Consider the following 25,117-nt stretch of genomic DNA (forward strand, 5'->3'; position numbering starts at 1 on the left):
TCTTTGAATTCCATGATCAGCGTCCGAAACGCACGCTGTAGCTGACACCTGCAGTGCCCCCGGACTTGCCTGCCCCGCCTTGCGGCGCGGACTGGTAGCCAAGGGTCACTGCCAATTCGTCATCCCCTATCACCTCGGTGCCGACACCGGTACTGATGGCGTAGTTGATGGTGTTGTCGGTCCACTGCCAGCCGGTGCTGACATCCACCAGCCAGGTGTATTGCCCCCGTGTGCGGTTCAGCGCCCCCGGGAAACCGCGCCGCCAGGAACTGCCGAAGAACAGCTGGCCGTAGCGCTTCTGCAGCAGGGTCTGGCTGGTGATCTGCTCCGGATTGTCGAGATCGGCCCCGGCCAGATCGATGCCTCCGCCCAGGGTATTGGCCAGGTCGGGCAGCGAACGGTTGTTCAGGCTGTTCTGCTGGTAGTCGATACCGCTGCGCAATTCCCAGTTCGGCCCTTCGAACTGCAAGGTGTGGTCGAACTCGATCTTCAACGCCTGGCCGCTGCCCAGGTCATCGCCGCCGCGGGTCGAGAACCAGCGCTGGGCCAGGTTCCAGGACAACTGGTCACGGGCCGAATAGCGATGCCGGCCGCCCACCCAGACATCATCCTGCTGGCCGAAGGTGCGCATGTATCCGCTGTCCTCGTTCTTGCGGTGCCAGTCGGCACCGACGTCCAGCTCGTTGCCGCTGTCCAGTTGCCAGGTGCGGCTGGCACCCAGGCCGTTGCGGTCATCGTCCTTGCGCAGGCTGCTGTCGAAGATCAGCTTGTAGTTGCCGTTCTCCAGCTGGCGCTGCAAGGTCAGTTCGGTATTGGTCTCATTGCCCAGGCGCGACTCATCCAGTACATCGCCGCTGTAGCGGCCCTGCTCCAGGACCAGCTTGGCGTACCAGTTGTCGTTCAGATAGCGCGCGGCGGTCAGGCGCGGGCCGTTGAACACCAGGCCGCCGTAGTCCTGGCGCTCCCAGGCGATTTGCATACCCTGGGGCGTGCGCTCCGTCATCTCGATGGCCTGGCGGCGCAGTTGCTCGCGCAGCGCCGCCGGTTGCTCGTCACCCAGTGCCGAAAGGCCCACCGCCAGCGCTTCGCCGCTGCGGCCCAGGCTGTTCAAGGCCTCGACCTGCTGCGCCGGGTCCAGGTCGCCGCTGGCCACCAGGCGCTCCAGGGCCTGGCGATTGCTGCCGCGCAGGGCTTCCTGGATCTGCTCGTAGCGGCTGACCTTCAGACCGCGGCTGCGGGCCCAGGCCAGCCACTCATCCTTTTGCGCCGACTGATTGAGGTCATCCAGGCGCGCGAGGAACTGATCGAACCACAGCTGCAGCATCGGCTTGGAACCGTCCTGCCATTGCATGGCCTTGTTCTGCGCCTTGCGTGACGAATAGCTGCTGGCCAGCAGGCGCAGCCAGGTGGCATAGCCCTGGGGCGTGGCGCGGATCTGCTCCGGGCTGACCTGGCGATCGAGCCGCAGGCGCAAGCGCTGGGCCGAATCGGCATAACCGGCGCCCTCCAGGGCATCGGCATAGGCGGCCTGGACCATCCAGTCCCGGGGGTTGGCCTGCAAGTACAGGCGATACCAGGCCAGGGCCTCGGTATTGCGCCCGAGCAACTGGCTGGCGGCGGCGAACGGCAGCCACAGGCTGCTGTCACTGCGGGCCAGGGAGCGCCATTGCTGCAACAGCGGCTTGATCTCGCCCGTGCGGCCCAGATCGACATACAGCCACAGCAGCCGCTCACGGAAGGTGTTGTCGTCCGGGAAGCGGCTCAAGCCCTGTTGATACAGGCGCAGGGCCAGATCGGTCTGGCCCTGCTGCACCGCCAGCGCGGCGCGGGCGGCCAGCACCTGGGACTGGTCGCTGGCCCCCGGGTACTGCTCGGCCTCCTTGAGCAAATCGACCACCAGAGGCCAGTCCTGGAGTTCCTGGGCCAGTTGCAGGGCGGCCACCAGGCGCTGCGGGCTGTGGCCCTGGCGCCAGCTGTCGACGGTCAATTGCAGGGCCTTGCGCGGATCGCGGGTGCGATACAGGGCAATCAGCTCGCTTTCGTCGCCTGTATTGAGTGAGCCCTTGATCGCCAGCATCTTCTCCAGCGCCAGCTGCAGCTCGTCGTCCAGTTCCAGGTCCCAGGCCAGGGCGGCGCGGGACTGCCAGTAGTTGAAGTCCTTGATCTTGTTGCCATCCACCGCGGTGATGACTTTCCAGGCCCCCTGGCTATCGAACAGCTTGAGGTGGTTGTTGGCCCAGTCCACACGTTCGGTGCTGGTGAGCGGATAGCGCTTGGCGAACTGGTTCCAGACCACCAGGCGCTGCGGGTACTGCTCGGTGTTTTCCAGGTTCTGCAACAGGCGCACCCAGGCCAGACGCTGTTTCGGGTATTTGGCGACATAGCGGCGCAGCCACTTTTCTGCCTCCTCGGGCGTCCCCCTGGACTCTTGCGCGTAGACCAGGGCATCGAGCTCGACGTTGGTCAGGGCGCGGCTGTCCATGATCCCCGCCAGCAGTGGGATGCCCCGGTCGAAGTCGTAGGTCTGCATCGCCAGGCGCCAGGTGTGCTCGAACTGCGCCGGGTCCTTGCTTAGCGTGCTCAGGCTGATCCAGTAGCCCAGGGCGGCGGCCGAGTCGCCCTGCCATTCGGCGAGATGGGCCATCTGCTCCAGCAACTGCGGGTCATCCGGCCGCTGTTCGAGCAGTTGCAGGCCCACCGCATGGGCGCCGGCCAGGTCACCGAAGGCCAGGCGCTGCTTGAATTCCTTGGCGAGGATTTCCGGGCTGTCGGGCTGCACCTTGCGCCAGGCACTGAAGAACTGTTCCGCCAGGTCCACGCGGTTGTGCGCCACGGCCACATCCACGCCGCGGTCCAGCAGCGCCGGTTCGAATTCCACGTCCGGCTGTGCGGCCAGCTCTCGGGCCAGCAGCTCCACTGCCTGATCGCCGCGATCGGCCGCCACCAGGGTGGTGAAGGCCTGTTGCAGAAACTGCCGACGCGCCTCGGGGGGCTGGCTGGCATCGAGCAACTGCACATAGAGATCGGCCGCGCGCCCCGGCTGTTCACTGGCCTGGTACCACTTGGCGGCTTCAGGCAGCCACTGCTCGCGCCGTGTCGGGTCGCGCCGCGCCAGCTCGGCATAGGCATCCGCCGCCAGCCCCGGGGCCTGGGCGCTCAGGGCCAAAGTGGCCAGGCGCTCCAGTTGCGGCGATGGCAGCGGCTTGTAGTCAAAGGCCTTGAAACGTTCGGCCAGAGCCTGCAGGGCCGCGCTGTCGGTGCTGTTGTTCAGCGCCAGGGCATCGAGCTGCAAGCGGTAGTAGGCCTTGAGCGCCGGATCGGGCCGCTGCCACTGGGCCAGGTGTTTTTCCGCCTTGGGGTAGTCCCCCAGCTGAATCAGCAGGTCGAGCAGCTGGGTGCGCAGCTCATTGTTTTCCGGGTGTGCGGCCAGCAGCACCTCGGCGTAGCTGGCCGACACTTCGTCCGGCTGCCCGCCCTTGGGGCGGAACGCCTCTTCATTGCGAAAGGTTGCCCACAGCAGCACGCCGACGGCGATCGCCACCAGCAGCAAGGCCCAGGGGTTGAGCAGCCGCGCGCTGGGCGCCTTGGCCTTAGTTGCAGAGGAGTTGGGCATCACTCACCTGCTTCATGGGAAGTTGGAAATGCCACAGGCCCTGTTCGGACTTGCCGGCGTAGCGTTGGCCCTGGACCTCGACCCGACAGGCGCTGGCCGAACGCACCGAGAATTCCAGGTTGAACTGGCCGGCAAAGGAGAAGCTCACCTGCCGGTCATTGACATAGCGCCAGTCGCGCAGGGGAATATTGGCCAGCTCCAGTGCCGGGCGCGGATCGCGCTCGGGGCGCAGGGCCAACAGCGCATGATCGCTGCTCAAGGCTACATAGCGCCCCTGGGGCAAGTCGCGCACCCCGGCCACCCCCACCGAGCGGCCGAGGTCCGGCCAACCCAGCGCCGGGTCCAGGCGCAAGGTGCGCAGGCCGTCCATGCCGCGTACCTGCCAGTCGCCATTGGCGGTCCGCGCCAGGCTTGCCTGGTACAGGCCGTGGACCCGGTCCAGGTAGTCACTCATCCACAATGACAGCGGCTGCTGGCCACGCATGAACTGGTAGATGTCGGTCATGGCCTTGATCGACGCCTGCTTGGTGCCCGAATAGAAGTGGTAGTACAGGTGGATGCCGCGCAGGCGCCGTGGGCTGTCGGTCAGCTCGAAGGTGTCGATCACATCGCGAAAGCCGTAGTACGGGCCTTTCCAGAGGTTGGTGTACATGTTCTCGTTGATCACCGGAGCGTAGTACTGCAAGCCGCCCGAGGTCGGCCGCAACAGCGGGTACAGGCCGGTGAGCGATGAGTTGGCCTTGGTCAGAATGGTCTGCCCGCCGTTGACGTTTTTCAGCCCGGCGTCGTAGGCCAGCTTGATGGTCTCGGCGCTGGGCAGCGCATCCCCCGGCCAGAAGACCAGCTTCACCGGTTTCTGCGCGGTGGTCAGGCGGCTGTTGATGTAGTCCCGCGAGCCGAGGATCTCGCGCTTGTAATCCAGGGTCTTGTACCCCGGGATATTCAGGCGCAGGCCGTATTCGGCGTGGAAATCCTCGTCCTTCTTGGCCTTCTCCGGCTGCATGTAGAACGGGTGGCTGTAGGTGTGGGTGGCCACTTCGACCTTGGGGTCGGCGAAGATCTCCTGGGCGATGGGCTCCAGCTCCCGCGCCAGGAACGGCGACATGCCCTTGGGCCCGACTTCGCCTTCGATGATCGAGACCGAGGTCAGGAACGGGTTGGGACGAATGTAGTCGTCCAGCACCTGGCGCCCGGAATACGGGGTGCCACGCACTTCGGCATGGGACGGGAAACCGTCACCGTCGATATGCACCGTGGCGATCCGCCGACCGTTCTCGGTGGTGGTGTCCGGGCGTGGCTGGGACGGCAGGCGCAGGGCCTTCTGGATAAAGGCGAACGGGTCGAGGATCCAGCGGCTGCGCTCCACATTGGCCTCCACCACGTAGGGGGCCAGGGCCATGCCGCCCCAGGCGGCGGTGGCCACCGGGACGTACTTGCCGCCCTTGTCATCGCCCAGCACCAGGGCTGGTTTCGGCCCGTCGGGCAGCAGGCTCACGCGGGTCAGTTCACGGCTGCGCGCCACCACCGGGGCCTCGAAGGCGCCGATCAGGCTCTTGTCCTGGCTCAGCACATGCAGGGCATCGCGAGCCCCCGGCGCCGCCAGGTTCAGCCCCAGGCGCTTGAGCAGCGCCCGGTCCTCGATCGGCAGGCCGGCCATGATCGCCAGGGGCACCTGCTCATCCAGGCGCTGGCCGACCCAGCTATAGAAGGCACGGCTGTCCTCGGGCGGGCCGCTGGTCATCCACAGCACCACCCCGGCGTAAAGGCCGGCGAAGCTGTAGGCAGGCAGGCTATCGTCCACCGGGAAGTAGTCCACCCGGTAACCCAGGTATTCCAGCAGGCCACCGAGCATGCGGTGCCCGGCGTGATCGTAGAGTTCCCCTTCGCGCGGGTCATAGAGCATGGCGATGCGTCGCGGCTGGACTTCCACCGTGCTCATGCTCAGGGCGTTGAGGTCCGGGGTGGTGACCACCGGGATAAAGCCTTCCTGGCTCAATTGCCGGACCAGCTTGCGCGCCTCTTCCCGACGGTTGGCCGGCAGGTAATCGATGGCCACCAGCGGGATGTTGCGTGCGCGCAGCGGCTTGAGTTCGCCTTCAAGCCAGGTGCGGTCGGCTTCGGAAACCGGGCGGTAACGCTTGGCCGAGGCATCCCAGCCGGCGTGGATGGATTCCACCGCCACGGCCGAGGCGACGCCATCGAGCTCGCCCAGTACCTCGAAGCCCCGGTTGAAGAACAGCTTGAGGTTGGGCAGCCGGCTGTGCAGTTCCCGCAGGAACGAGGCCAGGGCCTTGCGTTGCGGTTCGCGATCGGCCTCGGGGAGCAACTGGAAACTGTCCAGGGTGTCCAGGAACAGGCCGGCGTAGCCCTGGTCCTGCAGCGCCTTGGCACGCTTGAACAGGTGTTCGCGCCAGGCCGGGGTGGCGATGTCCATCACCTGGCTGTCCCAGGCCTTGTTGCGCACGGGGCTCGCGCCCTGGGCCAGGGCCTGCTTGGCCAGGGCAGCGCGGTTGCCGTCGAACTCCCCTACCGACAGGTAGGCGAACGGCTGGCTGCCGAGCTTGCGCAAGGTAGCGACATCGGCGCTGGCCATATGGCCGGGCTCGACCACTGCCCATTCGAACTGCGCCAGCTCCTGCAAGGGTGGCTGCTCGGCGTACCAGAACCCGACACTGGCGGGCGCCGCGGGCGCGGCCTGCACCAGGGTGTTGGTGGCACACAAGGCCAATGCGGTAAACAGGCGTCGAACCACTTTGCAGACATGCCCCCTGCGAAACTCGATATCCATAACTCACTCTTCAGTAGATCAATCTGCACAACATCAGGCTCTAGGGCAGCCGCCATGGCGCGCCCCTAAGGCAACGAACTAAAGGCTGCGGTAAAGCCGTTCCAGGCCCTCGGCCAGGCTGCTGGGCGTGCCCAGGTCGAAGCGCTCGCGCAAGCGGCGGTTGTCGGCCTTGGAATGGCGGATATCCCCGGAGCGGGTCGCGCCGTGGCTCACCTGCAGCGGCTTGCCGCTGATCTGCTGCAGGGCGCCAATCAGATCGTTGAGGGTGGTCACCCCGCCGAGCCCGACATTGGTGGCATCGGCTGCCGGCGCGGGGCATTCCAGGCCCTGCACCAGGATCTTCACCAGGTCCGCGACATAGACGAAGTCGCGGGTCTGCCCGCCATCGCCGAACAGGGTGATGGGCCGCCCGGCCTTGGCCCGCTCGCTGAAAATGCTGATCACCCCGGAATACGGCGATGAAGGGTCCTGGCGCGGGCCGAAGATATTGAAAAAGCGCAGGATCACCGGTTCCAGCCCATGCTGGCGGCGGTAGAAGTCCAGGTAGTACTCGCTGGCGAGCTTGTCCGCCGCGTAGGGCGTGAGGGGAGATTTAGGGGTGTCTTCGGCAATCGGCGTGCCCTCGCCGTTATTGCCATAGACCGCCGCACTGGAGGCGAACACCACGCGGCGGATACCGGCCGCGGTCATCGCCTCGCACAGGCGCAGGGTGGCGATGAAATTGCTCTGGTGGGTGGCCACCGGGTCTTCGACCGAAGCCTGGACCGACGCCACAGCGGCCAGGTGCACCACGGCATCGCAGCCCTGAACGGCATCCGCCAGGAGTGCCGCATCGGCGGCATCCCCCACCAGCAGTTCCAGACCAGCATCGCCCATGGGCAGATTGCCGACCTTGCCCGTGGAAAGGTCGTCCAGAACCCGCACCGCATAACCCTTGGCCAGCAGTGCATCCACGAGGTGAGAACCGATAAAACCAGCGCCCCCAGTAACCAGTATCCGTTCGGCAGACATAGATCATTCCAAAGAGAAAAATCGCGGCTACGCCGTCTGAAGCTAGCACAGCCAACGGATCAGCCCTGGCTACTTGCCATCTTGGCCATCATGTTTTGTTTGGCTGCTCTGCCCCATAGGCTGTTTCGCCTTTTTTTCGGAGCAGAGTTCAGAGCTTTGGCGTCAAAAAAAACTCAAGATAATCAATCGCTCAGCGCCGACATACTGGGTCAGAAAAGCAAAATCGTCAATAATGCGTCGATATTTGTTGATTATTTAAGCGCCAGGAAAAATAGGTCAATATATTGACTTTCCTGGTATGAAAGCGCTGAAAGCGCCGCCGTAGCTGGCCACATGCCATTGACGCAAGGGCTCGGCAGTGCTCATATGCGCGCCAGTTTCAGGTGTCCCATGCCGCCGTGCATGGGGTTAAACGGGAAGCCGGTGCGTCATTTCGATGATCAGTCCGGCGCTGCCCCCGCAACGGTAAGCGAGCGAAGCATTCGACAGACCACTGTGCCAAGGCATGGGAAGGTGAATGCCTCATGACCCTCGCAAGCCCGGAGACCGGCCCGCAACTTCGTTTGACAACCCCGCGGTGGGCGGGCGCAGTCCGGTTTTCGTGGGCGCGGCTGCCCGCGATTCCCTATGCGTTGTTCCCTCCGGGATTCATTCATTCCTTACAAGTAGTAGGAATCGCATGTCCCGCACCTCCTTGCTGCAACACCTGGCGAGCCCCTCGCTGTGTTTCACCCTCCTGCCTTGCATGGCCTACCCGGCCCTGGCTGAACAGAAAACCTCCCTGGTCTTGCCCGAGACCCAAGTGCGCGGAGTCTCCAGCGCCCCGCAAACCTCTCTGGACACGCCCCTGCCCGCCGGCTCGCGGCTGAACCTCACGGCCCTGGAGACTCCGGCCAGCACCAGCAGCCTGGGCAACGACGCCATCAGCAACCGCAACAACCTCACGGTGCAGGATGCCGTCACCCGCTCCCCCGGCATCACCAGCATCGCCACCCCGGGCAACGGCAATACCGCACTGTCGGCCCGCGGCTTTACCGGGCACTCCTCGGTGATGACCCTGTTCGACGGCGCGCGCCTGTACACCGGCGCCGGCAGCCAGACCTTCCCGGTGGACCCGTGGATGGTCGAGCGCATCGACGTGATCCGCGGCCCGGCCTCGGTGCTGTACGGGGAAGGCGCCACCGGCGCGGTGATCAACGTGATTGCCAAGAAGCCCTTCGACGGTGAGATCCACAACCGCCTGCGCCTGGGCTATGGCTCCCATGATCGCCAGCAACTGGGCCTGGACAGCGGCGGCTCGCTGACCGACACCCTGAGCTACCGCCTGACCCTGAACCAGCAGCAGAGCAATGGCTGGGTCGACCAGGGCCAGTCACGCAGCCTGGCACTCAGCGCGGCGCTACGCTGGCAAGCCACCGACGACCTCGGTTTCACCCTGGCCCATGAACGCGGTGAAAGCGAACCCGCCAGCTATTTCGGCACGCCGCTGATTGCCGGCCAATACCGCGACAGCCTGCGGGACAAGAACTACAACCTGCGCAACGCCGTGCAGCGCTACAACGACGAATGGACCCGGCTCAACACCGACTGGACCCTGAGCGACAACCTCAGCGCCAGCAACCAGCTCTACTACATCAAGAGCCGCCGCCACTGGCGCAACGCCGAAGCCTACAACTGGGTCAGCTCCCGGGAGCAGTTGCTGCGCGGCGACTACCTGGAGATCAAGCACGATCAGGAGCAGATCGGCGATCGCCAGAGCTTCACCTTCAACCACTCGCTGTTCGGCCTGGACAGCAGGACCGTGATCGGCCTGGAGTACAACAGGATTCGCTTCGGCGTGGCCAACAACTCGCCCTACAAGGATATCGGTAGCGACTATATCGACCCGTGGAACCCGGCACCGGGCTACTTCCAGAGCCGCTCGCCCTTCTCGCCCCAGACCGACAGCAGCACCCGCACTTTCGCCCTGTTTGCGGAAAACCGCCAGCAACTGACGGAGCGCTGGTCGCTGGTGACCGGCATCCGCCGCGACCAGAACCATATCGATCGCAGTGATCTGCGCACCGGCACCCGCACCGATCGCAGCCTCACCGGCGGCAACTGGCGCGCCGGCCTGGTGTTCGCGGTCACCGATCAACTGTCGCTGTACGGCCAGTACTCCACCAGTGAAGACGGGGTCAGCAACCTGATCAGCCTCAACCCGAGCCAGTTGCAGATGGACCTGACCGAAGCCAAGCAGACCGAGTTCGGGCTCAAGCAGCAGTTCTGGAACGGCCGTGGCGAATGGACCCTGGCGGCCTACCACATCGTCAAGAAAAAGCTCTTGACCACCGATCCGGTGACCCGCCTGGCGCAGCAGGTCGGCCAGCAATCCGCCGACGGCCTGGAAACCTCGCTGGAGCTGGCCCTGGATCACGGCTGGCAAGTCTCGGCCAACGCCTCGGTGGTGCGCGCCGAGTACGATGACTTCGATGAGGTGGTCTCTGGCAAAGCGGTGTCCCGGGCCGGCAATCGCCCCACCAACGTGCCGCGACGCACCGCCAACCTGTGGCTGAACAAGGCCCTGGCTCCGAGCCTGGAAGCCGGCATGGGCTTGCGCTACGTCGATGCGCGTTATGCCAACACCGCCAATAGCGTCGATGTACCCGGCTACACGGTGCTGGATGCCAACCTCGGCTGGCAGGCCCTGCCCGACGTGCGCCTGGGCCTGCAGGTGAACAACCTGCTGGACCGGCGTTATGCCGCGGCGCAACAGAACAGCGGCCAGCAATGGCTGATGGGTGAACCGCGCTCGTTGTTCGTCACCGCCGACTACAGCTTCTGATCGAGGGGTTGCCGCAAGGCCCTGGGCTTTGCGGCGCCATTTCAGGCGTGCAGTGAGTTCGCCAGCCACTGGCCCGGGCCAGCGTCGGACAGCGACCAATCGGCACTTGCACCCACGCAGTCGATGGATATGCTGAGCGCCTTTGTCCCTGCACTGCCCGCGAGAGCCCCATGCCCTGCCTGAATGCCCGAGATGTCTGCCAGCGCCTGCGCGATGCCGCCCTTGGCGTTTACCCTCTACAGCCCGGCGCCAGCCATTCGGGCGCTGGCCAGGTGCAGGTGGATATCGAGGGTTGGCAGTTGCTGCTGGATTTCGATGGCCGGCATCTGCATCACTGCCAGAGCTGCCGCAGCGCCGAAGGCGATGTCTGGCAGCTCGATACGCGGCAACGCTTCGGCACCGACCCGGTGAGCCTGCTCAGTACCTGGGAGCTGGCGCAGATCGAGAAGTTACTGAAAGAGGCGGTTTAACACGGCTGGCTACAGGCATTCCTGGGCCGCGCGTTCGAAGCTCGACGGGGCGAAGCTGGAGGCCAGCAAGTGCCGCTCGTAGAGGAACACCTTGCCGCCATTGGGCGCCTTGTAGGCTTCCAGTACGTTGTCTGCAGCCACCTTGCTGGCAACGACAATGCGAAAACCGCGCTGGGTCTGGGAAACCGTCGGGCTCTGGGCGTTGCCTTGCAGCTTGGGCACCACGCACTCGGCATATTCGGCCGGGGTTTTCCGGGTCTGCATGACCAGGGTCGGGTCGTTGGGCGCGGTGGCGCAACCGGCCAGCAGCAAGGTGGCCAGGGTCATGGCGGGAGCAAATAGAGGGCGCATCGGTAAGTCCTGAAAATGTACAGCCTGGTTCGGTGCGCAACGGTTCAGCGTCACGGGCGCTGCCGTTGCGGTCATGGTTTTGGGTCGGGGGCGATTGTCCATGGTTGGCGCCCAAAGCAGAACTTGCGTTGCTTGATTGTCACTATTACTTGAACCGATAGTTGCCCCCCGGGCAGACTGCCCGGCAGCCCGACTACAACTAAAAAAAGGATTTCCCCATGCGCACCTTTGACTTGATTCGCGACGCCGTTCTCCCGGAATTCCGTGAGCGGGTGGCGGACTACCTGGTGGAGTACGAACAGGTGCTGGGTGACAGCAGCGCCGACCCGCAAAGCCTGCGGATCGCCGCCTATCAATTGCGTGGCTACCTGCGTGGCCTGAACACCACCCGGGTCCTGGGCATGGCCGACTGGGAAGAGCTGGACCGGCGGGTGCTGGAGACATGGCTCAACCACTCGCAGTGACGTAAAGACACTCAAGGATGACATCGGTGAATACAGCCATTACCGAGTCGCTCCAGGCGTTATCGGTCCCCTGCCATTTCTACTTCAATTTGGAGCCTCGTCTTTATGAGTAGTGGATTTGTTTACATCATGATCAACCCGGCCATGCCTGGATTAGTCAAAATCGGATTAACCGAGAGAACGTCTGATGACCGGGCCAAAGATCTACGAAGTACGGGGTTGCCGACTGATTTCATTACCGTTTACGACGAGCTTGTGACTGACTGCAAAACTGTTGAAAAACGGATGCACGCGCGTTTTGACTCTTTTCGCTATCAACCGAATCGCGAGTTTTTTGAAATTCCAGTCAGGCAAGCGATACGTGGATTAATGGAGGAATCCGTCGGATATCTCGTGCCTCGGATCGGGACAAATTGTGGTGTGGAAATACTCCCTGACTTGAAGAAGAAGTACCCGGACTACCTGAAGCCGGACTTCCACTCGATTAAACTTACTCATAGCGACGGTGTTGTTTATCTGGAGTCGGTGCGTTATCGCTATTCAGGTTTGAAGGACGAAATCATTGAGCGAAAAGACCTGAGCTTCATCGACGGCTCGACAAGCGAAATGTTCTCGGCCTCGAGAAGTCCAATGGACAATGCTCGCCTCTTTGTGCATCAACTCGATGAGTACTCAATGATTCATTGCACAGACCTGTTCACTCATGAAGCCTGCATGGACATAGCGCAAAGGCATAAGTCTTAAATTGAACTGTCGCCTGACTGATCTTTCCGACCAACCGTAGCGAGTGCGACCGCTGCGCCCTTACACAAATCAAGAGATCCCCATGGCCAACCAAGACCTGAGCTTCACCCCCGACCCGGACGCCGATTCCATTTCCTCCGACGTGGTCGGTTTCAACGGCATCCTGGTCTCCACCCAGATCCCTACCCGCGCCGACGGCAGCCTGGAACTGGGGGACATCACCCTGCAGAGCGAATGCACGCTGCAGGCGCTGAAAGTGGCCCTGGAGCGCGCCGGCAGTTCCATGGACCGGGTCATGCACCTGACCATCTACCTCACCGACATGGCCGACCGTGCGGCATTCAATGCGGTCTACCAGCGTTTCTTCGCCAAGCCCTGGCCGGTACGTGCCGCGGTTGGCGTGGCCGCCCTGGCGGTGGAAGGCATGCGCGTGGAAGTCACGGCAATGGCCGCAAAGGCCTGAGGCAGCGCTTCAATCGGCGGCCACGCGCAAGGCGTGGCCGCCACCTGGCAGCACACGGGTGCCGGGCAAGCGTTTCGCCGCTACAATGCGCGCCTTGACCCTGATAAGCCTGACTAAAAAAACATGTCCTTGCCCAAACATCACCTGGAACTGCTCAGCCCTGCCCGCGATGTGAGCATCGCCCGCGAAGCCATCCTGCATGGCGCCGATGCGGTGTACATCGGCGGCCCGAGCTTCGGCGCCCGCCACAACGCCAGCAACGAGGTGGGCGAGATCGCCCAGTTGGTGGAGTTCGCCCGCCGCTATCACGCCCGGGTGTTCACCACCCTCAACACCATCCTCCACGACAACGAGTTGGAACCGGCGCGCAAGCTGATCCATCAGCTGTATGACGCGGGGGTCGATGCGCTGATCGTCCAGGACCTGGGGGTGATGGAGCTGGATATCCCGCCCATCGAACTGCACGCCAGCACCCAGACCGACATCCGCACCCTGGAGCGGGCGAAGTTCCTCGACCAGGCCGGTTTCTCCCAGCTGGTCCTGGCCCGCGAGCTGAACCTCAAGGAAATCAGTGCCATCGCCGCCGAAACCGATGCCGCCATCGAGTTCTTCATTCACGGCGCGTTGTGCGTGGCCTTCTCCGGCCAATGCAACATTTCCCACGCCCAGACCGGCCGCAGCGCCAACCGTGGCGACTGCTCCCAGGCCTGCCGCCTGCCCTACACCCTCAAGGACGAGCACGGCGGCGTGATCGCCTATGAAAAGCACCTGCTGTCGATGAAGGACAACAACCAGAGCGCCAACATCCGCGCCCTGGTGGAAGCCGGCGTGCGCTCGTTCAAGATCGAGGGGCGCTACAAGGACATGGCCTATGTGAAGAACATCACGGCCTACTACCGCCAGCGCCTGGACGCGGTTCTGGAAGATCGCCCCGACCTGGCCCGCGCCTCCAGCGGCCGTACCGCGCATTTCTTCGTGCCCGACCCGGACAAGACGTTCCACCGCGGCAGCACCGACTACTTTGTCAGCGAGCGCAAGATCGACATCGGCGCCTTCGACTCGCCGACTTTCACCGGGCTGCCGGTAGGCACCGTGGAAAAGGTCGGCAAGCGCGACCTGCAGGTGGTGACCTTCGAGCCGTTGTCCAATGGCGATGGCCTGAACCTGCTGGTCAAGCGTGAGGTGGTGGGTTTCCGCGCCAACATCGCCGAGGCCCGTGGCGAGTTCGAAGAAGATGGCGAGAAACGCTACCGCTATCGGGTCGAACCCAACGAGATGCCCGAAGCCCTGAGCCGTCTGCGGCCCAACCACCCGCTGAGCCGCAACCTCGACCACAACTGGCAGCAAGCCTTGACCCGCACTTCCGCCGAGCGGCGCATCGGCCTGTCCTGGCTGGCACGCCTGAGCGAAGCACGGCTGGAACTGACCGCCACCAGCGAGGAAGGCATCAGCGCCAGCGTCGCCCTGGATGGCCCGTTCGGTGTGGCCAACAAGCCGGAACAGGCCCTGGGGCAACTGCAGGATCTGCTGGGCCAGCTGGGCACCACCCATTACCACGCCACCAGCATCAAGCTGGACGCGCCCCAGGCTTACTTCATCCCCAACTCCCAGCTCAAGGCCCTGCGCCGGGAAGTCATCGAAGCCCTGGACGCCGCACGCATCGCTGCCCACCCACGGGGCTCGCGCAAGGCCGAAAGCAGCCCGCCGCCGGTCTACCCGGAATCGCATCTGTCATTCCTGGCCAACGTCTACAACCAGAAGGCCCGGGATTTCTACCACCGTCACGGGGTGCAACTGATCGACGCGGCCTTCGAGGCCCATGAAGAGCACGGCGACGTGCCGGTGATGATCACCAAGCACTGCCTGCGCTTCTCCTTCAACCTGTGCCCCAAACAGGCCAAGGGCGTGACTGGCGTGCGCACCAAGGTGGCACCGATGCAACTGGTACACGGCGATGAAGTGCTGACCCTGAAATTTGACTGCAAGCCGTGCGAAATGCATGTGGTGGGCAAGATCAAGGGTCATATCCTCGACCTGCCGCTACCGGGCAGCGCCGCCGAGGCCGTGGTCGGCCATATCAGCCCCGAAGACCTGCTCAAGACCATTCCCCGCGCTCCGCACTGAGTGACCGGCGAGCGTGGCACCCAGGTGCCGCGTTCGCGTGCGCGGCACACCGGCCAGCTGGCGCCCATAGGCCGGTAGCGTTGTGTCCCGCAGCGCAGGCAGCGGGCCTGCGCCCTCAGGAGCCCGGATTGGTCACCTGGATATACACCGCCCAAATCCCCAGCAGCAGCCAGAACGCCGCGAACAACCAGGGCGAACGCATGGAAAACAGCAACGACTTGCGATAGCCCTTGTGGCTCGACTCGCTTTCGCAGAACAGCGGCGATTCGTCATAGGCCAGGCCCATTACCGGTTCGCTGTGCAGCAGGTGGCTCTGCTTGAAATGCCAGTGATCGATGATCTCATAGGCGGCCCTGATGCCAGGCCAGGCATTGAGAGAGCTGAGGATCCCCAGCAACGCCAGGAAAGGCGGCACGGACAGGGTAAACAGCTTGCCCCACTCCGGATTGAGATTGGCCATGCACGAAGCGAAGGCGATTACCAGGAATGCCTGGGCCGTCAGGTAGGCATCGGTGCGGTTGGCCAGGATGCTGGTTTCGTATTGGATCTCCCGGCGATAGAAGTCCAGCCGTTCCTTGGGCGAGCCGAACATCTTGGCGTTGTGCTCGGTGAGCTCGGCTTCGTCCACATGGGATGTAAGAATTCTTGGCATGTCGTGATCAACCCTTCAGCGGGTTTGCCCCCCGTTTTCAGCTTCTGCCGCGCTCGACCGGCGCGTCCCGGTTCAGGGCCTTGGGGCCGACCATCAGCCAGAGCAACAGCCCCAGCAGCGGCACGAAGATGATCACCACGATCCACAGCCCCTTGTTTTCCGCCCGCGCACCGCTGCGCAGCAGGCTTCTGATGGCCCAGATCTCGGCCAGCAGCACGATCACGGCCAGTACGATCAACAGGTATTGCACTTGCATAAGATTCCTCCCGGTCTGTACTGCCTTAGTGCGGTGCAGGCGACGAGGGTTCACAAAGATTGCCGTGGGCGTTCATGGCGCAGGAAAGATCAGCATCCTGTGACATCCGGATTGAATTTAACCGCTGTGGCAGCGGTCTATAACGCGCCTCTTCATCGGCAAACAGGTATAGTTGCCGGCTTTATCGGCCTGGCTAACGCCGAAGTTTCGGGCCCCCTGGCCCCGTCAAGACATAGTGGATGTCGTGTGTTCGCAAGATTGCTTTTCATCGCATTGCTCCTGACCCTGTCAGCCTGCAGCTCCAGCCCTTCCAACTCCGGCCCCCTCAAGGCCGGCGAGTACCGGGTCAAGCGCGGCGACACGCTGTATTCCATTGCCAGCCGCAACGGCACCAACTGGAAGGAGGTGGCGCGGCTCAACGGCCTCAAGGCGCCTTATACCGTGGAGGTCGGCCAGGTGCTGCGGGTAGGCGGCGCGGCCAGGACCACCCGGGTGGTCAGCAGCAAGTCGCGAACCACCGCCAGCAAAGGCCGAACAGCGCCCCCGGCTCCTGCACCCATGCCCAAGGTCACCCTCAAGGGCTGGAGCTGGCCGTTGCGCGGAGTGCTGATCGGGCGCTTCTCCCCCACCGGCAAGCTCAACCAGGGCATCCGCATCGCCACTACCCAGGGCCAGCCGATCCACGCCACCCTGGGCGGCAAGGTGGCGTTCGCCGGCTACATGCGCGGTTACGGCAACCTGATGATTCTCCAGCACGGCCCCTCCTACACCAGTACCTACGCCTACAACAGCCGGCTGCTGGTCAAGGAAGGGCAGATGGTGATCAAGGGCCAGAAGATCGCCGAAGCCGGTTCCCAGGACACCGACCGCGCCCAGCTTTACTTCGAGATCCGCGCCAACGGCGTGCCGGTGGATCCGCTGCGCTTGCTGCCGCCGGGCTGAGCGAGCGGCTCACCGCGCTGCACGTCTGCCCTCCTGCCTGGCCCCTGCGCCGCCCCCCCATTGGACGCAGCAAGATGAACTCTGGGGTTTCAAGCATGGTAGTGATCGGCTCAATCGCTATCATTTGCTTCAGGATTTGAGCGACGCCGGTACTGCCGGCGCCACTCGATTCACAAAGCCCGAGAGCCCCTGCAACCCCCTTGAGTGACTGCCTGCGCGACAACGTGCCTGTCACTGCGCTGTAGGGCGCCGGTGCTCTCTTCGCCCCTTCCAACAACCTCAACTGCCATGCCCCCACAGTCATTGGCCTGGATAAGTCATGTCCGCGAATCCGCACGCCTGCAATAAAGCTCCATCGCGGCTGCTCCTGCTGTTTCTGGCGCTGTCATTGATGGTGTCCCTGATCAACAGCAGCGTGCCAACGCCGCTCTACCCCTTCTACAAGCAGCAACTGCAATTGAGCTCGGTGCAGTTGACGCTGATCTTCGGCGTCTATGGCGTCGGCGTACTGCTGTCGCTGCTGACCCTGGGCGGGCTTGCCGGCCGCCTGCAAGATCTGCGCAAGTTGCTGGTGCCCGCGGCAGCCCTGGTGTTCTGCGGTGCCTGGTTGTTTTCCCGGGGCGAGGCGCCCTGGCAACTGGGTGCCGGGCGCCTGATTGCCGGTATCGGCTCGGGAGCCATGACCGCCGGGGTCAACGTCGCCCTGGTGCGCTTCGGCCCCGCCGACCACGGCAAGCTGGCGGCGCTGCTGGCCACCCTGGCGATGGTCATGGGCCTGGCCCTGGGCCCGTTGCTCAGCGGTGCCGCCCTGCAACTGGACCTCTACCCCATGGCACTGCCCTTCTGGCTGATCATGGGCCTGACCCTCGTCGCCACCTGCGGCGTACTGGGCGGCTGGCCCACATCGGTACAGGTCGCCAACGCCACACCGGATGCTATGCAGGCCAAGGCCCCGGGATTGCTGCAAAGCCTCAAGGGCATTGGCATGCCCTTCCATCTTTGCGCCTGGTCGGTGTTCTTCAGTTGGTCGTTTGCCGCCTGCGTGTTCGTCATCGGCCCCGGGGCCGCCGAGCAGCTACTGGGCCTGGGTGATCGCGGGGTATTCGGCTACAGCATTTCGGCTTACCTGCTGATCGCCGGGGCCAGCCAGTTGTTCTGCCAGCGCCTGGACGCCCGGCGTGCCCTTCTGAGCGGCCTGCTGAGCCAATGCCTGGCCTTCGCGGTGTTGCTACTGGCCTTTTTCCAGGCGTCGCTGCTGCTGGCGGTGCCGGCCCTGATCATCGGCGGCTATGCCTATGGCGCGATATTCGTCGGCAGCGCGCGGCTGATCAATCAGCTGGCCAAGGGCAAGGGCCACGGCAGGCTCATCGCCTACTTCTACATGACGGTCTACCTGTTCAACGCCGTCCCCGTGCCCCTGGGGCTGCTGGTGGACGCAACGGGCATGGCCCCGGCCGTGCACGGTGCCCTGATGCTGTTTCTGCTTCTGGGGACCGGTCTGTTGCTGATGGCGTACCGAATCAGGTTTTCCCCAGCAAGGCTTTAACACCGACGCACGAGCCCATCGTCCGTCGCCCCCTGTCATTCACTTACCAGTAGTCAGGATCATGAATAGAAAACTCAAATTCTCCGCTGGCGCTGCCGTAGCGCTGGCAATGCTCGCGGTCGCCTGCAAGGTGCTGTATGCCCCCGCTCCCTCAGGTTCGGACGCCGGCAATAGCTCGCGCCCGGCCACCAAAGTGGCTGTTGCCCAGGTAATGCTCGGCAATGTGCCCAACGTACTGAGCGGTATCGGCGAGCTGGAAGCCACCCGGCAAGTCATGGTCAGCGCCGAGACCAGCGGCCTGATCAGCGCCATCGCCTTCGCCCCCGGAGACCGGGTGCGCGCCGGCCAGGTGCTGGTGCAATTGAACGCCGAGCCGCAACTGGGCGAACTGGCGCGGCTCCAGGCCCAGGCCAGCAATGCCCAGGCACAATTGCAGCGTACCCGCACGCTGCTGCCGCAACAGGCCGCCACCCAGGAGCAGTTGGACCAGGCTCACTGGGCCTATCAGCAGGTGCTGGGGGACATCCGCCGGGTCAAGGCCCTGATCGAGCAAAAGCGCATAAAGGCGCCGTTCGACGGCGTACTCGGCGTGCGCAAGGTCAACCTCGGCCAATACCTGCAAGCCGGTGAACCTGTGGTGTCCCTCACCGACGCACGCACCCTGTACGCCAACATCACCCTGCCCGAGCGCTCCCTGGCCGCACTGGCCACAGGGCAGGACATGGCCGTGGCGGTGGACGCCTATCCCCAGCGCTCGTTCAAGGGCCGGGTCGGCACCCTGGAGCCGCGCATCGATCCTGGCACCCGGACCGTACTGGTGCAGGCCGTAGTGGCCAACCCCGACCACCTGCTGACCCCGGGCATGTATGTCCATGGCCAGGTGGCACTGCCGCCGGGCCCGCCGCGCATGAGTGTCCCGGAAACAGCCGTCAGCTACAGCGCCTACGGCGACTTTGTCTACGTGGTGCAAGGCACTGATGACAGCGCCCTCAGTGTGCGCCAGGCGTACGTCAAGACCGGCGAGCGCCTGGATGGCCGCGTCGTCCTGCAAGAAGGCGTCCAGCCGGGAGACCGGGTAGTGACCTCGGGCCAGTTGCGCCTGCAGAACGGCGCCCCCGTGCAGATAGCCAACCAGGACAGCCTGGCCCTCGATGCCCCGGCTACCGCCGCCCGGGCCCAGTGAAACACCAAGGATCCCATCATGACCTTCACTGATTTATTCGTCCGGCGCCCGGTACTGGCGCTGGTGGTCAGCACCCTGATTCTGCTGATGGGGTGGCTGGCCATCGACAAGCTGCCGATCCGCCAGTACCCGCTGACCGAAAGCTCGACCCTGACCATCACCACCCAGTATCCCGGCGCCTCGCCGCAATTGATGCAGGGCTTTGTCACCCAGGCCATTGCCCAGTCGGTGGCCACGGTGGAGGACGTCGACTACATGACCTCCACCTCGACCCAAGGCCGCAGCGTGATCGCAGTGCGCATGAAGCTCAATGCCGACTCGAACAAGGCCATGACCCAGGTGATGGCCAAGGTCAACGAGGTCAAGTACCGGCTGCCCGCCGAGGCCTACGACCCGGTGATCGTGAAGTCCTCCGGGGAAGCCACGGCCGTGGCCTATGTCGGCTTTTCCAGCCCGACCCTGTCCACCGCGGCGCTGTCCGACTACGTGACCCGGGTGGTGCAGCCACAGCTGTCGTCCATCGAGGGTGTGGGCAGCATTGACTTAAACGGCGGGCAGAAAATGGCCATGCGCATCTGGCTCGACGCCAGCCGCCTGGCCGCCCACGGTGTGTCCGCCGGCGAGGTGGCCCGGGCCCTGCGCGACAACAACGTGCAGGCCGCGCCGGGCCAGGCCAAGGGGCTGTATGTGGTGTCCGACATCCAGGTCGATACCGACCTGGTGAACGTCGCCGAGTTTCGCCAGTTGGTGGTCAAGAGCACCCCTGCCGGCCTGGTGCGCCTGGAAGACGTTGCCACGGTGGAACTGGGCGCGGCCGCGACGGATACCAGTGCCCTCATGGATGGGGTCAATGCGGTGTACTTCGGTTTGAATGCCGCCCCCAATGCCAACCCTTTGGTGATAGTCGACAAGCTCGACGAGCTGCTGCCGGGGATCCGCGCCAATCTGCCACCGGACGTGAAGGTAGCGGTGCCCTTCGAGCTGGCCCGCTTCATCAGCGCCTCCATCGATGAAGTCTCCGGTACCCTGATCGAAGCGATAGTGATCGTGGTGCTGGTCATCTTCCTCAGCCTGGGTTCGGTGCGGGCGGTGCTCATCCCGGTCATCACCATCCCGCTGTCGATGCTCGGCGCCGCGGCCTTCATGGCGCTATTTGGCTTCAGTATCAACTTGCTGACCCTGCTGGCCATGGTTCTGGCCATCGGCCTGGTGGTCGATGACGCGATCATCGTGGTGGAGAACGTCCACCGGCATATCGAAGAAGGCAAGTCCCCGGCCCTCGCCGCCCTGATCGGCGCCCGGGAGGTCGCCGCGCCGGTGATCGCCATGACCCTGACCCTGGCCGCGGTCTATGCGCCCATCGGCCTGATGGGCGGCCTTACCGGGTCGCTGTTCAAGGAGTTCGCCTTCACCCTCGCCGGTTCCGTGGTGGTCTCCGGGATCATCGCCTTGACGCTGTCCCCGGTCATGAGCTCGTTCCTGCTCGATAGCCAGATGAACGAAGGCTGGATGGCGCGCCAGGCCGAACGCGCCTTCGCACGCCTGGGGGCGGCCTATGGCCGGGTGCTGAGCATGTCCCTGGAACATCGCCGGGTGATCTGCGTCATTGCCCTGCTGGTCCTGGTCAGCGTGCCGTTGCTGTACAACCAGGCCCGGCGCGAACTGGCACCGGTGGAAGACCAGTCCACGGTGCTGACGGCCATCAAGTCGCCGCAGAACGCCAACATCGACTATGTAGAGAAATTCGGCGAGAAGTGGAACCAGGTGATGGTGACCCTGCCCGAGCAGAGCAACCTGTGGCTGATCAACGGCATCAACGGTGTCTCCAACAGTATTGGCGGGGTCAACTTCGTCGACTGGGAGCAACGCCAGCGCAACGCCGACCAGATCCAGGTGGACATGCAGAATCGCGCCAATGACATCGAGGGCAGCAATGTCTTCGCCTTCCAGTTGCCCTCGCTGCCCGGCTCCACCGGCGGCCTGCCGGTGCAGATGGTAATCAAGAGTGCCGGCGACTACCGGCTGGTCTACGAGGCCATGCAGGAGCTGAAGGACGCCGCGCGCAAAAGCGGCCTGTTCATGGTGGTGGACAGCGACCTGGACTACAACAACTCGGTGATCAGGATCCGCATCGACCGGGCCAAGGCCAACAGCCTCGGGGTCACCATGAAGGACATCGGCGACACCCTGGCGGTGCTGGTGGGCGAAAACTACGTCAACCGCTTCGGCATGCAGGGCCGCTCCTACGATGTAATCCCCCAGAGCCTGCGCAATGAGCGCCTGTCTCCCGAGGCCCTGGCGCGTTTCTACGTCACCAGCGCCAGCGGCGGCCAGGTTCCGCTGGGCAATCTGGTAACCCTGTCCACCGGGGTGGAACCCAACCAGTTGACTCAGTTCGACCAGCTCAACTCGGCGGTCTTCCAGGCGATTCCCGCACCGGGAGTGGCCATGGGCGATGCCGTGGGCTTCCTCGAACAGCAGGCACGCAACCTGCCGCCGGGCTTCACCTATGACTGGCTCTCGGACGCTCGCCAGTATCAGCAGGAAGGGGGGGCGCTGATCATGGCCTTCGTGTTCGCGATCATCGTCATCTACCTGGTATTGGCAGCCCAATACGAAAGCCTGCGGGACCCGCTGATCATCCTGATCAGTGTTCCGCTGTCGATCTTCGGCGCCCTGATTCCCCTGGCGCTGGGGCTGTCCACCATCAACATCTACACCCAGATCGGGCTGGTCACCTTGGTGGGCCTGATCAGCAAGCATGGGATCCTCATGGTGGAGTTCGCCAATGAGCTGCAGGTCAAGGAAGGCCTGGACCGCCATGAGGCGATAGTGAAGTCGGCGAAGATGCGCCTGCGGCCGATCCTGATGACCACCGCGGCCATGGTCGCCGGGCTGGTCCCCCTGCTGTTCGCCAGCGGTGCTGGTGCCCACAGCCGCCATGACCTGGGGCTGGTGATTGTGGTGGGCATGCTGGTGGGCACGCTGTTCACCCTGCTGGTGCTGCCCACCATGTACTCGATCATTGCCGTGGACCATCGCAGCGCGGCTAACACTCCCCGGGCGCGCGAACTGGCATCCCTGGATGCCGCAGCCCCCGCCATGGCCCCTCGGGTCTAAGGAGCAACTCATGCGTCACTTTGCAATCAACCCGCGGCAGCCCCTGTACTGGCTGCTGCTGTCACTGGGGCTGGGTGGCTGCACCCTGGGCCCCGATTATCAGCCACAGGTTGCGACGCCGCTGCACCTGTCCCAGCAACCGGACCCGGCGCTGTACTCCAGCGAGCAATTGCAGCGCGACTGGTGGCGGCAATTCCAGGACCCGCAACTGGACCAGTTGATGGACCAGGCCCTGAGTCGCAATCGGGACATTCACCAGGCCCAGGCCCGGTTGCTGGAAGCGCGCGCCGAGCTGGACCAGCGCCAGCTCGACCGCTTGCCGACCGTGACCGCCGGCGGTGGTTATTCCCGCAGCCTGGCCCAGGACAATCCAGGGCCCGCCGGCGAACGCAACCTGGCCAAGAGCTACCGGGCGGGGTTTGACGCCCAATGGGAGATAGACCTGTTCGGCCGCTTGCAGCGCCTGTCCCAAGCTGCGGCCGCCCGTGATCAAGCCGCCGTGGCCGATCTGGCCCAGGCGCGGATAGTGGTAGCGGCCGAAGTAGCGCGCAATTACTTCGAGATGCGCGGTGCGCAACGCCAGCTGGAGGTGGCCCGGGCAGCCCTGGATAACCAGACGCACATGGTGCAGGTGGTGGCCGCCATGGTCGCAGCCGGGCGTGGCGCCGAAGACGAGTTGGCCAGTGCACGGGCCGAGCGGGCACGCCAGCAGGCCTCCCTGGCGCCCCTGTACACCCGCAGCCAACTGGCCCGCTATCGCCTGGCGGTGCTGGTGGCCGCCCAGCCCGGCGAGCTGAAAGCCCTGGATCGTCAGGCTGCCCTGGTACCGCTTGCGACCCGCCTGCCGATCGGCAACCTCGCCGATCTGCTGCGTCAGCGCCCGGACATCGCCAGTGCCGAGCGCGACTTTGCCGCCTCCAGCGCCGACATCGGTGCGGTGACCGCCGAGTTGTATCCCCGGGTGGACCTGGGGGGCTTCCTCGGCTTCGTGGCCATCCGCGGCGCGGACCTGGGCGCCGGCAGCAGCCGGGCCTTCAGCTTCACCCCCGGCATCAGCTGGCCGGCCCTGCACCTGGCTAGTGTCAAGGCCCGGCAACGCCAGGCCGAGGCGCGCAGCCAAGGTGCCCAGGCTCGTTACGAGCAGGTGGTGCTGCTGGCGGTGGCGGAAGCCGAGAGCGCCCTGACCACCTACAGCCAGTCCCAGCAACGCCTGGGGGATCTGCTGGAAGCCGCCCGGCAAAGTAGCCGCGCCGCCACCCTGGCCCAGGTGCGCTACACAGCAGGTGCGGCGCCCTATCTGCTGGCGCTGCAGGCCCAGGCCAGCCGGCTGCAGGCCGAGGATGCCCTGGCCCAGGCGGATACCGCGTCCTATGTGAATGTGGTGGCGCTGTACAAGGCGCTGGGGGGCGGCTGGCGAGCGCCAGAGGCAACCAGCGCCGCCGCTGTTGCCACTCGGGACTAGCTACCGCTCTTGACCTTGCTCCAGACCCGGGTACGCACCCGCTCCAGTTTCAACGGCAGCGGTTCCAGGGGGAACAGAGTGTCGAGCACCGCAGCGCTCGGGTAGACGCTGGGGTTGTCACGGATCTGCTGCTCCACCAGCGCCTTGGCCGCCAGGTTGCCATTGGGGTACTTCAGGTAGCGGGTGGTCGCGGCGATCACCTGGGGGCGCAGCATGTAGTCGATGAACTGCAAGCCCTGCTGCGGGTTGGGTGCGTCGTTGAGCAACACCAGGCTCTCCACCCAGATCGGGGCACCCTCGCGGGGAATCCGGTACTCGATCTGGCGGCCGTTGCCGGCGGCCTCCGATGCGCTCTTGGCGTCAAGCACACCGCCGGCCCAGCCCACTACCACGCAGATATTGCCATTGGCCAGGTCGGTGATGAACTTCGAGGAATCGAAGTAGCGCACATAGGGGCGCAGCTTCAGCAGCAGGGCCTCGGCCTTGCGGTAGTCCTCGGGGTTCTGGCTGTTGTAGGGCAACCCCAGGTAATGCAGGGCAATGGGGACGATCTCGCCTGGGGCATCGAGCATGGCCACACCGCACTGGCTGAGCCGGGCGAGGTTCTGCTCCTTGAAGATCAGGTCCCAGGAATCCACCGGGGCGTCCGGCCCGAGGATCGCCCGGACCTTGTCTGCGTCGTAGCCAATGCCCGTGGTGCCCCACAGGTAGGGTACGGCATAGCGATTGCCCGGGTCGTTGCCCTGCACCTTGGCCAGGATCTGCGGGTCCAGGTTGGACCAGTTGGGCAACTGGCTGCGGTCCAGTTCCTTGAGCACCCCTGCCTTGATCAGGTTCGGCAGCAGGTCGCCGGTGGCCACTACCACGTCGTAGCCGCTGCGGCCGGCCATGAGCTTGCTCTGCATCACGTCACCGTTGTCGAACACGTCATAGGTCACGGCGACGGAGGTCTGTGCCTGGAAGTCCTTGGTGGTCTCGGGGGCAATGAAGTCGTACCAGTTGTAGATGTGCACCTTGGGTTCGGCGCTGGCGGTAAAGGCCAGGCAGAAATTCAAGGCCAGGGCCAGGGGAACGCAGTGAAGGGTTTTCATCGTCAAGCTCCAT

General features: G+C 64.4%; 18 protein-coding genes and 1 riboswitch. Of the genes, 11 read left to right on the forward strand and 7 right to left on the reverse strand.

Annotated elements, in window-relative coordinates; all coding sequences use genetic code 11:
- Positions 1-16: 16 nt before the first annotated feature.
- From BLS75_RS04230 to BLS75_RS04240, 3 genes are all read right to left on the reverse strand, one after another.
- Positions 17-3,613: a tetratricopeptide repeat protein gene (locus BLS75_RS04230; protein ID WP_072450355.1), complete on the reverse strand. Its 3,597-nt coding sequence runs from the start codon at positions 3,611-3,613 to the stop codon at positions 17-19.
- Positions 3,591-6,401 (reverse strand): bifunctional glycoside hydrolase/polysaccharide deacetylase family protein, encoded by a 2,811-nt coding sequence (locus BLS75_RS04235; RefSeq protein WP_015635589.1) that lies wholly within the window; start codon positions 6,399-6,401, stop codon positions 3,591-3,593. The genes BLS75_RS04230 and BLS75_RS04235 overlap by 23 nt, the downstream gene beginning before the upstream one ends.
- A gap of 78 nt (positions 6,402-6,479) precedes the next feature.
- Positions 6,480-7,412 carry an NAD-dependent epimerase/dehydratase family protein gene (locus BLS75_RS04240; protein ID WP_011061259.1) on the reverse strand — a complete coding sequence of 311 codons (933 nt, stop codon included), beginning with the start codon at positions 7,410-7,412 and terminating at the stop codon, positions 6,480-6,482.
- A gap of 364 nt (positions 7,413-7,776) precedes the next feature.
- Positions 7,777-7,982, forward strand: a riboswitch (cobalamin riboswitch).
- 109 nt (positions 7,983-8,091) lie between these two features.
- Here BLS75_RS04240 and BLS75_RS04245 point away from each other — a divergent pair.
- Both BLS75_RS04245 and BLS75_RS04250 read left to right on the forward strand, forming a co-directional pair.
- Entirely contained in the window at positions 8,092-10,236 is a 2,145-nt protein-coding gene (locus BLS75_RS04245) for a TonB-dependent receptor (RefSeq protein ID WP_083533679.1), read from the forward strand.
- A gap of 170 nt (positions 10,237-10,406) precedes the next feature.
- On the forward strand, positions 10,407-10,706 hold the full coding sequence (locus BLS75_RS04250) for a DUF7693 family protein (RefSeq protein WP_072450359.1): 300 nt from the start codon (positions 10,407-10,409) through the stop codon (positions 10,704-10,706).
- A gap of 9 nt (positions 10,707-10,715) precedes the next feature.
- Here the strand turns inward: BLS75_RS04250 and BLS75_RS04255 are convergent, their stop codons facing one another.
- Entirely contained in the window at positions 10,716-11,057 is a 342-nt protein-coding gene (locus tag BLS75_RS04255; protein WP_015635586.1) for a lipoprotein, read from the reverse strand.
- A gap of 218 nt (positions 11,058-11,275) precedes the next feature.
- On the opposite strand from BLS75_RS04255, the gene BLS75_RS04260 reads away from it, so the two are divergent.
- The 4 genes from BLS75_RS04260 to BLS75_RS04275 all read left to right on the forward strand — a co-directional run bounded on the left by BLS75_RS04260 (position 11,276) and on the right by BLS75_RS04275 (position 14,852).
- A complete protein-coding gene (locus tag BLS75_RS04260; protein ID WP_015635585.1) occupies positions 11,276-11,521 on the forward strand; it encodes a hypothetical protein in 246 nt (81 codons plus the stop codon).
- Positions 11,522-11,626: 105 nt separating this feature from the next.
- Positions 11,627-12,265: a GIY-YIG nuclease family protein gene (locus BLS75_RS04265; RefSeq protein ID WP_072450361.1), complete on the forward strand. Its 639-nt coding sequence runs from the start codon at positions 11,627-11,629 to the stop codon at positions 12,263-12,265.
- 82 nt (positions 12,266-12,347) lie between these two features.
- Positions 12,348-12,728, forward strand: a complete 381-nt coding sequence (locus BLS75_RS04270; RefSeq protein WP_015635583.1) for a RidA family protein — start codon at positions 12,348-12,350, stop codon at positions 12,726-12,728.
- Between the two features lie 123 nt (positions 12,729-12,851).
- Complete coding sequence (locus BLS75_RS04275) at positions 12,852-14,852, forward strand: peptidase U32 family protein (protein WP_011061249.1); 2,001 nt, start codon at positions 12,852-12,854, stop codon at positions 14,850-14,852.
- 115 nt (positions 14,853-14,967) lie between these two features.
- Here BLS75_RS04275 and BLS75_RS04280 read toward each other — a convergent pair whose 3' ends face one another.
- A complete protein-coding gene (locus BLS75_RS04280) occupies positions 14,968-15,504 on the reverse strand; it encodes a hypothetical protein (protein ID WP_011061248.1) in 537 nt (178 codons plus the stop codon).
- Between the two features lie 37 nt (positions 15,505-15,541).
- Positions 15,542-15,760: a PLDc N-terminal domain-containing protein gene (locus BLS75_RS04285; RefSeq protein WP_072450362.1), complete on the reverse strand. Its 219-nt coding sequence runs from the start codon at positions 15,758-15,760 to the stop codon at positions 15,542-15,544.
- Positions 15,761-16,006: 246 nt separating this feature from the next.
- Between BLS75_RS04285 and BLS75_RS04290 the strand changes: the two genes are divergently transcribed.
- From BLS75_RS04290 to BLS75_RS04310, 5 genes are all read left to right on the forward strand, one after another.
- Complete coding sequence (locus BLS75_RS04290; RefSeq protein ID WP_026020258.1) at positions 16,007-16,702, forward strand: peptidoglycan DD-metalloendopeptidase family protein; 696 nt, start codon at positions 16,007-16,009, stop codon at positions 16,700-16,702.
- Between the two features lie 319 nt (positions 16,703-17,021).
- Positions 17,022-18,248: an MFS transporter gene (locus tag BLS75_RS04295; RefSeq protein WP_072450364.1), complete on the forward strand. Its 1,227-nt coding sequence runs from the start codon at positions 17,022-17,024 to the stop codon at positions 18,246-18,248.
- A 61-nt stretch (positions 18,249-18,309) separates the two neighbouring features.
- A complete protein-coding gene (locus BLS75_RS04300) occupies positions 18,310-19,431 on the forward strand; it encodes an efflux RND transporter periplasmic adaptor subunit (RefSeq protein ID WP_072450365.1) in 1,122 nt (373 codons plus the stop codon).
- An 18-nt stretch (positions 19,432-19,449) separates the two neighbouring features.
- Complete coding sequence (locus tag BLS75_RS04305) at positions 19,450-22,551, forward strand: MexW/MexI family multidrug efflux RND transporter permease subunit (protein WP_072450366.1); 3,102 nt, start codon at positions 19,450-19,452, stop codon at positions 22,549-22,551.
- 10 nt (positions 22,552-22,561) lie between these two features.
- Positions 22,562-24,013, forward strand: coding sequence for an efflux transporter outer membrane subunit (locus BLS75_RS04310; RefSeq protein ID WP_072450368.1), 1,452 nt, complete (start codon positions 22,562-22,564; stop codon positions 24,011-24,013).
- On the opposite strand, the gene BLS75_RS04315 is transcribed toward BLS75_RS04310, so the two are convergent.
- A complete protein-coding gene (locus BLS75_RS04315; RefSeq protein WP_065364036.1) occupies positions 24,010-25,104 on the reverse strand; it encodes a polyamine ABC transporter substrate-binding protein in 1,095 nt (364 codons plus the stop codon). The two genes, BLS75_RS04310 and BLS75_RS04315, sit on opposite strands and share 4 nt — an antisense overlap.
- Positions 25,105-25,117 lie beyond the last annotated feature (13 nt).

This window comes from Pseudomonas sp. NFPP12 (assembly GCF_900103205.1).
GTDB classification, from domain to species: Bacteria; Pseudomonadota; Gammaproteobacteria; order Pseudomonadales; family Pseudomonadaceae; genus Aquipseudomonas; species Aquipseudomonas protegens.